This is a genomic window from Pseudomonas sp. SORT22 (assembly GCF_018417635.1).
GTDB lineage: Bacteria > Pseudomonadota > Gammaproteobacteria > Pseudomonadales > Pseudomonadaceae > Aquipseudomonas.
In genome coordinates, this window is sequence record NZ_CP071007.1 from 296725 (window position 1) to 311085 (window position 14361).

Annotated in this window: 10 protein-coding genes; 5 read left to right on the forward strand and 5 right to left on the reverse strand. The window is 63.4% G+C overall.

Annotated features, from left to right (window positions below; all coding sequences use genetic code 11):
- Positions 1–49 precede the first annotated feature (49 nt).
- Together JYG36_RS01395 and JYG36_RS01400 are read left to right on the forward strand one after the other, a co-directional pair.
- Positions 50–454 (forward strand): c-type cytochrome, encoded by a 405-nt coding sequence (locus JYG36_RS01395; protein ID WP_045199625.1) that lies wholly within the window; start codon positions 50–52, stop codon positions 452–454.
- Positions 455–576: 122 nt separating this feature from the next.
- Positions 577–2490 carry an acetyl-CoA hydrolase/transferase C-terminal domain-containing protein gene (locus JYG36_RS01400; RefSeq protein ID WP_213602892.1) on the forward strand — a complete coding sequence of 638 codons (1914 nt, stop codon included), beginning with the start codon at positions 577–579 and terminating at the stop codon, positions 2488–2490.
- A 67-nt stretch (positions 2491–2557) separates the two neighbouring features.
- Here the strand turns inward: JYG36_RS01400 and JYG36_RS01405 are convergent, their stop codons facing one another.
- Together JYG36_RS01405 and rep are read right to left on the reverse strand one after the other, a co-directional pair.
- Positions 2558–3130, reverse strand: a complete 573-nt coding sequence (locus JYG36_RS01405; protein ID WP_045199628.1) for a xanthine phosphoribosyltransferase — start codon at positions 3128–3130, stop codon at positions 2558–2560.
- Between the two features lie 63 nt (positions 3131–3193).
- Positions 3194–5203 (reverse strand): DNA helicase Rep, encoded by a 2010-nt coding sequence (rep, locus tag JYG36_RS01410; RefSeq protein WP_038998055.1) that lies wholly within the window; start codon positions 5201–5203, stop codon positions 3194–3196.
- Positions 5204–5468: 265 nt separating this feature from the next.
- Here rep and JYG36_RS01415 point away from each other — a divergent pair, with 265 nt between their 5' ends.
- The gene (locus JYG36_RS01415) at positions 5469–7139 is read left to right on the forward strand and encodes a putative bifunctional diguanylate cyclase/phosphodiesterase (protein WP_093378061.1); all 1671 of its coding nucleotides are present in this window, start codon (positions 5469–5471) and stop codon (positions 7137–7139) included.
- 28 nt (positions 7140–7167) lie between these two features.
- Here the strand turns inward: JYG36_RS01415 and JYG36_RS01420 are convergent, their stop codons facing one another.
- On the reverse strand, positions 7168–8559 hold the full coding sequence (locus tag JYG36_RS01420) for a NorM family multidrug efflux MATE transporter (protein WP_093378066.1): 1392 nt from the start codon (positions 8557–8559) through the stop codon (positions 7168–7170).
- Between the two features lie 155 nt (positions 8560–8714).
- Here JYG36_RS01420 and JYG36_RS01425 point away from each other — a divergent pair, with 155 nt between their 5' ends.
- Positions 8715–9659: a LysR substrate-binding domain-containing protein gene (locus JYG36_RS01425; RefSeq protein ID WP_093378071.1), complete on the forward strand. Its 945-nt coding sequence runs from the start codon at positions 8715–8717 to the stop codon at positions 9657–9659.
- 155 nt (positions 9660–9814) lie between these two features.
- Positions 9815–11794 carry a methyl-accepting chemotaxis protein gene (locus JYG36_RS01430; RefSeq protein WP_093378075.1) on the forward strand — a complete coding sequence of 660 codons (1980 nt, stop codon included), beginning with the start codon at positions 9815–9817 and terminating at the stop codon, positions 11792–11794.
- Positions 11795–11890: 96 nt separating this feature from the next.
- On the opposite strand, the gene hglS is transcribed toward JYG36_RS01430, so the two are convergent.
- Entirely contained in the window at positions 11891–13288 is a 1398-nt protein-coding gene (gene hglS / locus JYG36_RS01435; protein WP_213602894.1) for a 2-oxoadipate dioxygenase/decarboxylase HglS, read from the reverse strand.
- A gap of 92 nt (positions 13289–13380) precedes the next feature.
- The gene (locus JYG36_RS01440; RefSeq protein WP_213602896.1) at positions 13381–14280 is read right to left on the reverse strand and encodes a LysR family transcriptional regulator; all 900 of its coding nucleotides are present in this window, start codon (positions 14278–14280) and stop codon (positions 13381–13383) included.
- Between the last annotated feature and the right edge of the window lie 81 nt (positions 14281–14361).

A 14361-nucleotide genomic window follows, 5' to 3' on the forward strand; every position in this document is an offset into this window, starting at 1 on the left:
GGGCGTGACTAGCCACCATGAGGGTGTACGCGTGAATCTAATCAAGAAAATGCTGGCCGTACCAGCTGCCGTATTGGCCCTTTGGGCAGTCAGCGCTCAAGCTGCGACCAACGACGACATCGCCAAGCGACTGGAACCGGTCGGCCAGGTGTGTGTTCAGGGGCAGGAATGCAAGGGAATGGAAGTCGCAGCCTCTGCTGCTGGCGGCGGTGCCAAGACCCCGGATGAAATCATCGCCAAGCACTGCAATGCTTGCCATGGCAGTGGCCTGCTCGGCGCGCCGAAAATCGGCGATACCGCCGCCTGGAAAGAGCGCTCCGACCACCAGGGTGGTCTGGACGGCATCCTCGCCAAGGCCATTACCGGCATCAACGCCATGCCGCCGAAAGGCACCTGCGCCGACTGCTCGGATGACGACCTGATGGGCGCCATCAAGAAGATGTCCGGCCTGTAAGCCCAGCGCTTGCCCAACAAAGCCCGCCACGTGCGGGCTTTGTGCTTTTTAGCGCTGGCCAGCGCAGCAATCTGGCGGCATGCTCGGTCCAACCTGTTCAAGGAATGCCACAGGAGGCCGCGATGGCGTACAGCTGTTCGATCGACGATGCCGTAGACCAGGTGCTGGCGCGCCTGCCCGCGCATATCCACATGGGCCTGCCGCTGGGGCTGGGCAAGCCCAACCGCTTCGTCAACGCCCTGTATGCGCGAATCCGCCAGTTGCCCGAGCGGCAACTGACCATTTACACCGCTTTGAGCCTGGGCCGCCCGGACCTGGGCGACGGCTTGCAGCGGCGCTTTCTTGAGCCCTTCATCGAGCGGGTGTTCGCCGACTACCTTGAGCTGGACTACCTGCATGACCTGCGCCGCGACCAGTTGCCGGCCAACATCCGTGTCGAGCAGTTCTTCATGCAACCCGGCAGCCTGTTGCACAGCACCATGGCCCAGCAGGACTACGTCAGCAGCAACTACAGCCATGCCGCCCGCGATATCAACGCCAAGGGCTTGAACCTGGTGGCGCAGCTGGTAGCCGAAGATCCGGCACATCCCGGCCAGTTGAGCCTGAGCTGCAACCCGGACATCACCCTCGACCTGCTGCCAATGATTGCCCGCCGCCGGGCAGCCGGCGAAACCATCCTCATGCTCGGCCAGGTGCATGCCGAACTGCCGTACATGCCGGGCGCGTCCGAGCTGCCCCGGGATGACTTCGACCTGCTGATCGACCGCCCGGAAAACACCCGGTTGTTCTCCACGCCGAACATGCCGGTGACCACCCAGGACCATTTCATCGGCCTGCATGCCAGCACCCTGGTGCGCGATGGCGGCACCCTGCAGATCGGCATTGGTGCCATGGGCGATGCGCTGACCGCAGGGTTGCTGGCGCGACAGGCTGACAGCGAGGCGTACCAGGCATTGCTGGCAGATATCAACCTGACGCCCTGGCATAGCCTGATCGAACGCGAAGGCGGCCTCCAGCCCTTTGCCCGCGGCCTGTACGGCTGCAGCGAAATGTTCGTCAACGGCCTGCTGGCACTGGTCGAAGCCGGAATTATCCGCCGCCCGGTGTACCCGGACGAGTCGCGCCAGCAGGCGGCCAACAACGGCGAGCTGGATGACCAGGGTGTGCTAGTGCATGGCGGCTTCTTTCTTGGCCCTCAGGCGTTTTACCAGCGCCTGCGGGAAATGCCGCCAAGCCAGCGCAAACGCTTCGCCATGAGCGCCATCAGCTACATCAACGAGCTGTATGGCCAGGAGTCGCTCAAGCGCCTGCAGCGCCGGGATGCGCGCTTTATCAATACGGTGTTCACCATGACCTTGATGGGCGCCGGGGTCGCCGACCAGCTGGAAGACGGCCGGGTGCTCAGCGGGGTCGGCGGGCAGTACAACTTCGTTGCCCAGGGCCATGCCCTGGAAGGCGCGCGTTCGATCCTGCTGCTGCGCAGCTGGCGTGAGTCAGGCGGCGAGGTCAGTTCCAACCTGGTCTGGGAATACGGCCATTGCACCATTCCCCGCCACCTGCGCGATATCGTCGTCACCGAATACGGAATCGCCGACCTGCGCGGGCAGACCGATGCCGAGGTGATTGCCCGTTTGCTGGCGATCACGGACTCGCGCTTTCAGCCCGAACTGATCGAGCGGGCGCAGAAAGCCGGCAAGTTGCCCAAGGACTTTTGCCTGGCCCCGCGCTTCAGCGACAACACCCCGCAGCGTTTGCAGGCGCTGCGTGACCGCCATGCACGGTTGTTCCCCGAGTATCCACTGGGCAGTGATTTCACCGCCGAGGAGCGCGATTTGCTGCGGGCGCTGAACTGGCTGAAGAGCAAGTTCAAGTTGAGCGAGGTGCTGGAGCTGGGCAAGGCGGCGCTGGATGCACCGGCGCCCGAGGCGTTTCCTGCGCAGTTGGCGCGGATGAACCTGGCGCAGCCGCAGGGGCTGAAGGAAGATCTGTATCAGCGGCTGTTGCTGGCGGGGTTGCAGGCGACAGCTTTTAACTGATCGCGGGGCAAGCCCGCTCCTACAGGCTGGTAGGAGCGGGCTTGCCCCGCGAAAAAGTCGGCGTTGATTACTCGATGAAAGTAACCACGCCATCTTTCAGCGACTTGACCCGGGCCAGCGATTCAACGCGGTAGCCCTGGCTGTCCAGCTCGGCGCGACCGCCCTGGAACGATTTCTCGATGACGATACCCAGGCCGGCAACAGTGGCGCCGGCTTGCTTGATGATCGAGATCAGCGCCTGGGAGGCTTTGCCGTTGGCCAGGAAGTCGTCGATCACCAGCACGCGGTCGCTGCTGTTGAGGTGGCGCGGGGAGATCGCCACGGTGTTCTCAGTCTGCTTGGTGAAGGAATACACCGAAGCCACCAGCAGGTTTTCGGTCAGGGTCAGCGACTGGTGCTTGCGCGCGAAAATCACCGGGACGCCCAGTTTCAGGCCGGTCATCACCGCCGGGGCAATGCCCGAGGCTTCGATGGTGACGATCTTGGTGATGCCCGAATCGGCAAACCGGCGGGCGAACTCGTCGCCAATCAGTTGCATCAGCGCAGGGTCGATCTGATGGTTGAGAAACGCATCGACTTTGAGAACCTGATCGGAAAGCACGATGCCTTCTTCGCGAATCTTCTGGTGCAGTGCTTCCACTGTGGTATTTCCTCGATGTAGCAAGAGTGGCCACGGCAATACGCCGCAGCAAAGGTTGATTATCTAACGTTTGAGCATGGCACGGATATCGGCCAGTGCGTTGTTGCCGCGAGCGGCCTTCACTTCGGTTGGCGCGTCGTCCAGGCCCTCCCAGGCCAGGTCGTCGTCGGGCAACTCGTCCAGGAAGCGGCTCGGCGAGCAATCGATGATTTCGCCGTACTGCTTGCGCTTGGCAGCAAAGGTGAAGGCCAGGGTCTGACGTGCGCGGGTAATCCCGACGTAGGCCAGGCGCCGTTCTTCTTCGATGGTGTCGGCTTCGATGCTGGAACGGTGCGGGAGGATTTCCTCCTCCATGCCCATGATGAACACGTAGGGGAATTCCAGGCCCTTGGAGGCGTGCAGGGTCATCATCTGCACGCCTTCGGCACCGTCTTCCTCTTCCTGCTGGCGCTCGAGCATGTCGCGCAAAACCAGCTTGCCGATGGCCTCTTCGATGGTCATGCCGCCGTCTTCGTCTTTCTCGAGGGTGTTTTTCAACGCCTCGATCAGGAACCAGACGTTGCTCATGCGAAAATCCGCAGCCTTGTCGCTGGAGCTGTTGGTGCGAATCCAGTTTTCGTAGTCGATGTCCATGATCATGCTGCGCAGGGCAGCGATCGGGTCTTCCAGGGCAACCTGTTCGCGGACCTTGTCCATCCAGCGCTTGAAGCGCTGCAGGCGGTCGGTATAACGGCTGTCCAGGTGCTCGCCAAGGCCCAGCTCCTCGCTGGCGGCATACATCGAAACCTTGCGCTCGGTGGCGTAGTTGCCGAGTTTTTCCAGGGTGGTCGAGCCGATTTCCCGGCGCGGTACGTTGATCACCCGCAGGTAGGCGTTGTCATCGTCCGGATTTACCAGCAGGCGGAAGTAGGCCATCAGGTCTTTAACTTCCTGGCGTCCGAAGAAGCTGTTGCCGCCGGACAGGCGATACGGCACCTGGTGGTGCTGCAGCTTCAGCTCGATCAGCTTGGCCTGGTAGTTGCCCCGGTAAAGAATGGCGAAGTCACTGTAGGGCCGGTCGGTGCGCAGGTGCAGGCTGAGGATTTCCATGGCTACCCGTTCGGCCTCGGCTTCCTCGTTCTTGCAGCGGATCACGCGGATCTCGTCGCCGTGGCCCATCTCGCTCCACAGCTGCTTTTCGAAGGCATGCGGGTTGTTCGAGATGAGCACGTTGGCGCAGCGCAAAATGCGGCTGGTGGAGCGGTAGTTCTGCTCGAGCATCACCACTTTCAGCGACGGGTAGTCGTCCTTGAGCAGCATCAGGTTCTCGGGCCGGGCGCCGCGCCAGGCGTAGATCGACTGGTCGTCGTCGCCAACCACGGTGAACTGGTTGCGCGTGCCGATCAGCATCTTCACCAGCAGGTACTGGCTGGCGTTGGTGTCCTGGTATTCGTCGACCAGCAGGTAACGGACCTTGTTCTGCCACTTTTCGAGGACATCGGGGTTGTCCTGGAACAGCTTGACCGGCAGCAGGATCAGGTCGTCGAAGTCCACCGCGTTGAACGCCCGCAGGGTGCGCTGATAGTGCGCATAGACCACCGCGGCGGTCTGCTCCTTGGGGTTGCGGGCGTTTTCCAGGGCTTCGGGCGGCAGGATCAGGTCGTTCTTCCAGGCGCCGATCATGTTCTTGATCTCGTCGACACCGTCGTCGCCCGAGTATTCCTTCTGCATGATGTCGGTCATCAGGGCTTTGACATCGGTCTCGTCGAAAATCGAGAAGCCCGGTTTGAAGCCCAGCCGTTCATGCTCCTTGCGGATGATGTTCAGGCCCAGGTTGTGGAAGGTCGACACGGTCAGGCCGCGGCCTTCGCCCTTGCGCAGCAGGGTGCCGACCCGCTCTTTCATCTCCCGCGCGGCCTTGTTGGTGAAGGTCATGGCCACGATGTACTGGGCACGGATGCCACAGTTCTGGATCAAGTGCGCGATCTTGCGGGTGATCACGCTGGTTTTGCCGGAGCCTGCACCGGCGAGCACCAAAAGAGGGCCGCCGACGTAGTTCACGGCTTCTTGTTGCCGGGGGTTGAGTCGGGACATGACGAAAACCGGGGACGCTAGAAAAATAGCCGGGCATTTTAGCAGGGGTAGAAAGTTTCTGCCGCGACCGTCTGACAGTGTGACGTACCACGCGATCTAAATTTGCCGCATTTGATACTTTCCCGCAGGATGCGTGGCGAAACCTGCGGGATGTCGGCAATGGAATGGCATGACTTTAAGTGAAAATCATTTTCATTAATGGTTTAGGATACGCATTCTCGCTGCCCATCGTCATTTGACTGTGTCTACGTCCTAAGGAGCCAGCTTGTCTACGCCCGTCGAACCCTTGCGTTTGCTCCTGCTGGCCGATGAGCCGGAATGGGCCATTGTGTTGCGCGAGTGTCTGCTGCCGATGGCGGGCCAGGCGGTATTGCTGACCGCTCCGAACTGGGAGGCGGTCGACAGCCTGTTTGCCAATGACCGCAATGCGCTGGTGCTGGCGACCCCGCAACTGCAGCCGGCGCCCGGGCGTTGCGTGCTGCCGATGGTGCTGCTGCTCGAGCATGAACCGCAGGTGCCGCCGCCGGGTGTCAGCGACTGGCTGATTCGTGACCAGCTGACCAGCAATATCCTGCGCCGCAGCCTGCGCCACGTCCGCGAGCGCGGCGTCCTCGAAGCGACCCTGCAACGCCTGGCCGAACAGGACCCGCTGACGGGCATCGCCAACCGCCAGGGTTTCCAGACCCTGCTGGCTGCGCGCCTGGCCGACAACGAAGGGCGCGGCGTCGCCCTCGGGCACCTGGACCTGGACAACTTTCGCCATGCCAACGACGCCCTCGGCCACCAGGCCGGCGACCGGTTGATCCTGCAGGTGGTGGGCCGGCTGAAGAGCCAGCTTGAAGCCGGCGACCAGGTTGCACGTCTGGGCAGCGACGAATTCGCCCTGTTGATCGATACCCGCCGCGAGCCGCAGCGCGCCGAATGGATGGCCGAACGCATCACCGAAGCCCTGGCCGAACCTTACTGGATCGACGGCGAAAGCCTGTTGCTCGGCTGCAGCCTGGGGGTTGCCCACGCCCGCGCCCAGGGTGGCGCCGACCCGCTGATGTGGCATGCGCACATCGCCATGCAGCAGGCCAAGAGCACCCAGGGCTGTACCTTTCACGTCTTCAACGAACGCATCAACCGCAACGCCCGCAGCCTTGCCGACCTGGAAAGCGAGCTGCGCCGGGCGCTGCGCCGCGACGAGCTGGAGCTGCATTACCAGCCGCGACTGAACCTGGCCGACGGGCGCATTGTCGGCCTCGAAGCCCTGGTGCGCTGGCGCCATGCCGAACGCGGGCTGCTGCCGCCCAGCGAGTTCGTACCGCTGGCCGAGCAGAGTGGGCTGATCGTGCCTTTGGGCTACTGGGTCATCTCCCGGGCCCTGCGCGACATGCAGGCGCTGCGTGAGCAGGGCCTGGCGCCGTTGCACATGGCGGTGAACCTGTCGTTTCGCCAGTTCCAGGACAGCCAGCTGTTGGCGACCCTGAGCCGGCTGATCATCGAACACGGCGTCGATGCCCGCTGGCTGGAATTCGAACTGACCGAAACCGCCGTGATGCGCCGCAATGACCTGGTCAAACAGACCATGGACGCCCTTGGGCGCCTGGGCGTGCGCTTCTCGCTGGACGATTTCGGCACCGGCTTTTCGTCGTTCGTGCACCTCAACAGCCTGCCGATCACCTTGCTCAAGGTCGATCGCAGCTTTGTCGGCGGCATGGAGCAGCGTGAAGAGAACCGCAAGCTGGTGCACGCGATGATCAACCTGGCGCACAACCTCAACCTCGAGGTGGTGGCCGAGGGCGTGGAAACCCCGGAGCAAATGGACCTGCTGCGCAGTTTCGATTGCGATCAGGTGCAGGGGTTTCTGATCAGCCGGCCATTGCCGATTGATGAGTTGATGGAGTATTTGCTGCGCGGGCCGGCGCAGCAAGCAGCATCGCGGGTCATGTAGGAGCGGGCTTGACCCGCGATGGGGCCCTTCAAACCACTGAAGCAGTCACCTTGTTCACCCCAGCGGCACTGCCCAGCAAGCGCTTCATCCGCCATTCGAATGCCAGGGTCAGGCTCACCGCCGCACACGCCAGGCCCAGCGCCAGCCCCCACCACACGCCTACCGCGCCCAGGCCGAGGTTGAAGGCCAGCAGCCAGGCCGCCGGTGCACCGATCACCCAGTAACAGAACAGCCCGACCAGGAAGGTGGTCTTGGCATCCTTGAGGCCTCGGATCGAGCCCATGGCAATGGTCTGCACGCCGTCGAACAGCTCGAACCAGGCGGCGACCATCAACAGGCTTACCGCCAGCTGGATGATGTCGGCAAAGGCCGGGTCACCGTGGTCGAGGAACAGCCCCACCAGCGGGTCTGGCAGCAGCCAGAAGAGGATGGCGAACATCAGCATCATCGCCGCGCCAAAACCGATACCCACGCGGCCGGCATGCCGTGCCCCCAACAGGTTGTCGGCGCCGTAATAGAGCCCTACACGCATGGTCACGGCGTACGACAGGCCGGCCGGAATCATGAATGCGGTAGAGACGATCTGCAGGGCGATCTGGTGCGCGGCAAGCTCGGTGCTGCCGAGCACGCCCATGCACAGCGCGGCGAAGGCGAACAGGCCGACCTCGACGGTGTAGGTGCCGCCAATCGGCAGGCCCAGGCGCCACAGCTCACGCAGGGCTGGCCACGACGGGCGGCTCAGGCCCTGGCGAATCGGGTAGGGTGCATAGGCCGGGTGCCAGCGGATATACAGCGCCATGGCCACGGCCATGCAGTTGGCAACGATTGCGGTCACCAGGCCGATGCCCACCAGGCCCAGCTTCGGCAGGCCGAACATGCCTTCGATCAGCGCATAGTTGAGCAGGAAGTTGGCCACCGTGCCGATCAGGCTGATGACCATCACCGGCGTCGAGCGGCCAATGGCGCTGGTAAAGCCGCGCAGGGCCATGAAACTCAGGTAGCCGGGCAGGGCGAAGGGCAGCAGCAGCAGGAACTGCGCGGCCGCCTCGACGTTGTTCGGGCTCTGGCCGAGCAATAGCAGTACCGGCTCCAGGTTCCACAGCGCCAAAGCCGCCACCAGGGCCATGACCCAGGCCAGCCACAACCCGGCCTGGGTCAGGCGGGTGGCGCCGGCGATGTCGCCAGCACCCTTGCGAATCGCCACCAGGGTGCCGACGGCGGCGATCACGCCCAGGCAAAAGATCGACACGAACGAATAGCTCGCCGCGCCCAGGCCGCCACCGGCCAGGGCCTGCGGGCTGATGCGGGCCATCATCAGAGTGTCGGTGAGCACCATCAGCATGTGCGCCAACTGCGAGGCAATCAGCGGCCCGGCCAGGCGCAGCAAAGCCTTGAGTTCTTGGGTAGGCGCAGCCTGCATGGAGTCGTCCTTTTCTTACGCGATAGATTCAAAGCGTGAAAGTCTGAGGCTTGGTGCGGTTATCCACAAAAGGATAATAGCGATGGTTGGCATGATTAAAACTCATGGGAGTATGATCCAGTCGATTGCCTGTGGATAACCCGGAGCCCGCCGCCATGTCTCGCCGTTTACCGCCTCTGTATGCACTGCGGGCCTTCGAAGCGGCGGCCCGGCATAGCTCGTTCACCCGCGCCGCAGATGAGTTATCGATAACCCAGAGTGCCGTCAGCCGGCACATCCGCACCCTTGAAGAGCACTTTGCCTGCCGTTTGTTCGTGCGCAATGGCCGCAGCTTGCAACTGAGCGAAGCGGCGCGTTTGCTGTTGCCAGGGGTGCGCGAAGGCTTTGCCGCGCTGGAGCGGGCCTGCAACACCCTGCGCAGTGAAGACGACATCCTGCGCATGAAAGCCCCTTCGACCCTGACCATGCGCTGGCTGCTGGCGCGCCTCAGTCGCTTTCGCCACCTGCAGCCGGGCAACGAAGTGCAACTGACCAGCGCCTGGATGGATGTCGATCATGTCGATTTCAACCATGAGCCTTTCGACTGCGCGGTATTGCTCAGCGACGGTCACTTTCCGCCGGACTGGGAGGTCAAGCGGCTGTTTTCCGAGCTGCTGATCCCGGTAGGCGCGCCCGAGCTGCTCAAGGAAGGGCAGTGGGACGAGCGGCGCCTGGCCGGTGTCGAGCTGCTGCATCCAACCCCCGACAAGCGCGACTGGCGCAGCTGGCTGGCGCGCATGGACCTCACCGACAAGGTGTCGCTCAAGGGCGGCCAGGTATTCGATACCCTGGAGCTGGGCATGATCGCCGCCGCTCGCGGTTATGGAGTGTCCATGGGCGACCTGCTGATGGTTGCCGAAGACGTCGCCCAGGGCCGCCTGAGCCTGCCGTGGCCGACAGCGGTTGCCAGCGGCCTGGATTACTACCTGGTCTGGCCGCGAACCCGCCCCGGTGGCGAGCGGCTGCGGCGTCTGAGCGACTTCCTGCAGGGCGAGGCGGATTCGATGGACCTGCCCAAGGTTCAAATTCTGGGGACATCAGCGGCAATCGGAGCGAGTTGACCGTTTGCGCAGGATAACCCTGTTGCACGCTCAAGTATTGCGTCAGGCCGCCGAAGCAGAGGCATCAGAGCCACGCCTAGATGGTTCGATTCCCGTATCGATGCGGACGGTCAGCGTGATCAGGACGATCCCGGCCCCTCTTGCCAGGAGCTTCCATGTCTCAACCCCGTGCCCGGATTGCCTCGCAACTCGGTATCGCCCTTGCCATCGTGCTTGCTGTGGTGATTACCGGTAGCACCCTGTTTGCCCTGCGTTCGCTGGACAACGCCAACCTGAATACCCGCCAGGAACACCTGGCCAGTGAAGCGCGCCTGCTCGCCGATCAGCTCGACACTTTCCACAGTACCCTGCGCGAAAGCACCCAGCGCCTCAGCGGGCTGTTCGAGAAGCGCTTTGCTGCCGGTTTGCAGCTGCATCCAGGGGAGTCGGTGACGGTTGCCGGGGTTTCCACGCCCGCGCTGTACCTGGGCGAGCAACTGCTCAACAACGACTTTCGCCAGGTGGATGATTTTCGCCAGATGACCGCAGGCGTTGCCACCTTGTTCGTGCGCAGCGGCGACGACTTCATTCGCATCAGCACCTCGCTGACCAAGCAGGACGGCAGTCGCGCCATTGGCACCCTGCTGGATCGTCAGCATCCGGCCTACGCGCGCTTGCTAGCCGGTCAGGCCTACGTTGGCCGGGCCAACCTGTTCGAGCGCGACTACATGACCCAGTACACCCCGGTGCGTGACGGCAGCGGGCGGGTGATCGCGGTGCTGTTTGTCGGTTTCGACTACACCGACGCGCAGAAGGCTCAGTTTGCCAACCTCGGACGTTTTCGTATCGGCCAGACCGGTTCACTGGCCTTGCTCGACGACAAGCAGCACTGGTTGGTGCCGCCAGCAGGTGTGCGTGCGGACAGTCAGGCGGCGCAGGCGCTTGCCGGGTTCACTGCGGGCGAAGGGCGTTTCTGGCATGACGGCGTCGAAGAGCTGTTCAGCGTGACCGTGGCGTTTGCCGGCGGGCCGTGGACGGTGGTGGCAAGCATGCCGAAGGCGGAAATCCGCGCAGTGACCTGGAGCGTCGGCACGCGCCTGGCCATCGGCAGTTTGCTGGCGATGTTGCTGGCGGTCGCCGCCACCCTGTGGCTGTTGCGCCGCCGTCTGCGCCCCTTGGCTGACCTCTTGCAGCAGGCGCAGGCCCTTGGCGCCGGTGACCTGCAGGCGCGCTTGCGGGTATCGAGCGATGACGAAATCGGCCAGTTGGCGCACAGTTTCAACCAGATGGGCGAAGCCCTGGCGAGCATGGTCGAGCACATTCGCGCAGCAGCGGAGCAAGTCAGCAGCCGCGCCCAGGCCTTGTCGGGCATGTCCTCCGGGGCCTGTGAGGGCATGGAGCAGCAGTCTGGCGAAATCACCAGCATGGCCGGCGCTGTCGAGCAGTTCAGCGCCACCTCGATGAACATCGCCGAGAACATGGGCAGCACCGAACGCATGGCCCAGGACAACGTCCAGCAAACCCGCATTGGCCGTGCCTCGATGGACCAGGCGTCATCGTCCCTGGAGCAGATCGCCAGCGCCCTGGCCGGCACCGCCACGGTGATCGACACCCTGGGCCTGCGCTCCGAAGAAATTGGCGGCATCGTCGGCGTGATCACCTCGATTGCCGAGCAGACCAACCTGCTGGCCTTGAACGCTGCCATCGAAGCGGCGCGGGCCGGTGAGCAGGGCCGGGGCTTTGCCGTGGTTGCCGACGAGGTGCGCAACCTGGCCTCGCGCACCCGTCAGGCCACCGATGAAATCTCGGCGATGATCGGCAGCATCCAGCAGGAAACCGGCAATGCCATCAGCACCATGGAGCAGGGCAACCGCCTGATGCAAGAAGGCCTGGAACGCAATGCCAAGGTTGCCGCAGCGCTGGCGCAGATCGATGAGCGCAGCCGCTCGGCGGGGGAGCAGTTTGCCGCCATTACCACCGCTACCCAGGAGCAGAGCAGCACGGCGAACGTGCTCAGCCGCAACCTGCAGAGCATTGCCCTGGCCAACAGCGAGCAGCATGAGGTGGCGACTAACCTGGCGGCTACCGCGCGTGAGCTTGAGGGGTTGGCGGGGCAGTTGCGGCAGGAAGTGGACAGGTTTCGGGTTGGGCGGTGACGCCATCGCGGGTCAAGTCGAGGCGTCGCACCGCCGCTCCCACAGACTTTGTAGGAGCGGCGGTGCGACGCCTCGACTTGACCCGCGATGAGGCCCTCAAAGCCCAGGCATATCCAGCGCCTGCGCACAGGCCATCAGCGAGCGCCGCTCACTTTCGGCATACAACGCCAACTCATCCTGCACCGGCTTGCCCAGCGCCTGTTCGAAGGCGTCGCGGTTGGCGTTGCTGCCGTACTCGCTCTGCGCATCATCACCCAGATTCGACTGGAAGATTCCCGCCGCACTGACCGGCAGAAAGTCCTCGTACACCAGGGCCTCAAAGTGGATATGCCCGGCATCGATCAACGCCTGCAGTGACGTCGGCCGCTGAGCATCGCCGCGGGCTGCCAGGCCACGCTCGGTGGCAAAGTAGCGGAAGTACGCCAGCCCCTGCTCGCGCATCTGCGCCAGGTCATCGGGGAAGGCCTTGAAGCTGTCGCTGAGCAGGCTCATGTAGCGCTCGGCATTGGCCTCGGCCGGCACACCACCTAGCGCCGCGCGGGCGCCATCGAGCAGTTGGTCGTAAAGCTCGCGGCCTTTGGGCGTCAACGCCGCACCCCGTTGTTCGATCTCGCCAAAGCGCGCGGTATGGCTGCCGCTGCCTTCCCCGTTCTGATCGGTGAACGCGACCTTTTCCTGCAGCGCCTTGAAGCTGGTTTGACGCAGCAGTATCGGGCAGCGGCGCGGTGGCGGCCCTTCGATCACGGCTTTGGGCGGAATGCCCTTGGCCGGCATGCCCAGCTGAATGGCATCGATGTCCAGGGTGCGTGGGGTCAGGTGATTGATGTGCGGGCCCTTGAAGGCCACCACATCGGCAATCAGGCGGTGCTGGTCGTGCAGTTGCTGGTACTGCTCGGCGGTCACCGTGGCGTCCCGGTGCCAGCGGAAGGTATGCAGGGCTTCGTCGACAAACGCCTGGGCATCGTCGGCATTCAGGCCGCCAGCACGCTCGAACTGTTCGATCAGTTGCAGCGCGCGCGGAGTGAAGATCTGCCGCCGGGCAAGAATCTCGCGCGCCAGTTCACGCAGCGCCGGGTTGTCGATCAGTTCCAGGCGCAGCAAGGAGGTGAAGACCCGGAACGGGCTGATGTGCAGCGCTTGCTCGTGCACGGCGCGAAAGGCGGTGGAATGCACCGGTACACCGGCGCAGCTCAAGTCGTAGTAGCCCACCGGCTGCATGCCCATTACCGCGAACAGGCGGCCGATGGTCGTCAGCTCTTCGGCGGTTCCGACGCGAATGGCGCCGTGGCGTTCCTGATCGAGGCGCTCGATTTCGCCGGTCCAGCGCAGGGCCTGGGCAACTTCGGGTTGTTCAGCCATCACCTGCTGATTGATTTCGCTCACCAGCGACAGCAGCGTGCCGTACAGCGGCACTTCTTGCTTGTACATGAGCGACATGGCGGCCGAGAACTGCGCGCGAATGCTGTCCGGGCTGACGAAATCTTGAGCGGGCATCGAAAGCTTCCTGGTAAGTGGGCACCCTTACATGAAAGCGAGGAATGCAGTACCTGCACAAGCGAAAAAAAGTCGATGCGTCATTCCAAAAATTATCGATCTTGCCCAGCCAGCTCAGCGCGAATCCAGTCGACCAAGGCGCGCACCTTCGGCACCTCGGCGGCATGCTCGGAAAACGCCAGGAAATGCGCGCCATTGCTGCGCATGCTGTGCTGCCAGGGCACCACCAGTTTGCCCTCGGCCAGCTCCTGGGCCACCAGGTAGCGCGGTACCAGGGCCACGCCGCAGCCGGACTGGGCAGCGCTCAGGCTCATATAGAAGGTGTCGAAGCGCGGCCCGTGATAGCTGTGGGCCGAGTGCAGGCCTTGCTCCAGGAACCACTCATGCCAGGCCTCCGGGCGCGAGGTGCTTTGCAGCAGCACCAGTTCGGCCAGTTCGCTGGCGTCCTTGAGTGTGCGCCCCTGCAACAGCTCTGGCGCACACACCGGCAGCACTTCTTCACCGAACAGCTCGATGCAGGTCGCGCCAGGCCAGGTGCCCTGGCCAAAGAAGAACACCACGTCGGCGGTCGCCTGCAACAGGGCGAAGGGTTCCATTTCGTTGCGGATGTCGAGGTGGATGTTCGGGTGCTGCTTGCCGAAGCCCTTGAGGTGCGGAATCAGCCAGCGCACGCCAAAGCTCGGCTGAGTGGCTACCTTGAGGACTTCGGTCTGCTCGCCGTAGGACATGATGTAACGGCTGGACATATCGACCTGGGTGAGAATCTTGTTGACCTCGGCCAGGTACAGCGCGCCTGCTGGTGTCAGCTGCAGGCGCCGGCGGATGCGCAGAAACAAATGATGGCGGAGCATCTCTTCAAGCTGGGCCACCTGCTTGCTCACTGCGCTCTGGGTCAGGTGCAGCTCCTCGGCGGCGCGGGTGAAGCTCAGGTGCCGGGCGGCAGCCTCGAAACACTGCAGGGCGGCCATCGATGGCACCAGACGTTTGGACATAGCGGTCTCTAAGCCAGTAGATCATTACCTGGCGGAATGATATGCAGAATAAAGGTCGTTTGTTGCGCCAGAGTGATCGGA

Bases quoted from the DNA above. Each gene is read 5' to 3' on its own strand.
- JYG36_RS01425 (WP_093378071.1), top strand. From the start codon at position 8,715: ATGTCTCGCCGTTTACCGCCTCTGTATGCACTGCGGGCCTTCGAAGCG.
- JYG36_RS01400 (WP_213602892.1), top strand. From the start codon at position 577: ATGGCGTACAGCTGTTCGATCGACGATGCCGTAGACCAGGTGCTGGCG.
- JYG36_RS01430 (WP_093378075.1), top strand. From the start codon at position 9,815: ATGTCTCAACCCCGTGCCCGGATTGCCTCGCAACTCGGTATCGCCCTT.
- JYG36_RS01440 (WP_213602896.1), bottom strand. From the start codon at position 14,280: ATGTCCAAACGTCTGGTGCCATCGATGGCCGCCCTGCAGTGTTTCGAG.
- hglS (WP_213602894.1), bottom strand. From the start codon at position 13,288: ATGCCCGCTCAAGATTTCGTCAGCCCGGACAGCATTCGCGCGCAGTTC.
- JYG36_RS01395 (WP_045199625.1), top strand. From the start codon at position 50: ATGCTGGCCGTACCAGCTGCCGTATTGGCCCTTTGGGCAGTCAGCGCT.
- JYG36_RS01420 (WP_093378066.1), bottom strand. From the start codon at position 8,559: ATGCAGGCTGCGCCTACCCAAGAACTCAAGGCTTTGCTGCGCCTGGCC.
- rep (WP_038998055.1), bottom strand. From the start codon at position 5,203: ATGTCCCGACTCAACCCCCGGCAACAAGAAGCCGTGAACTACGTCGGC.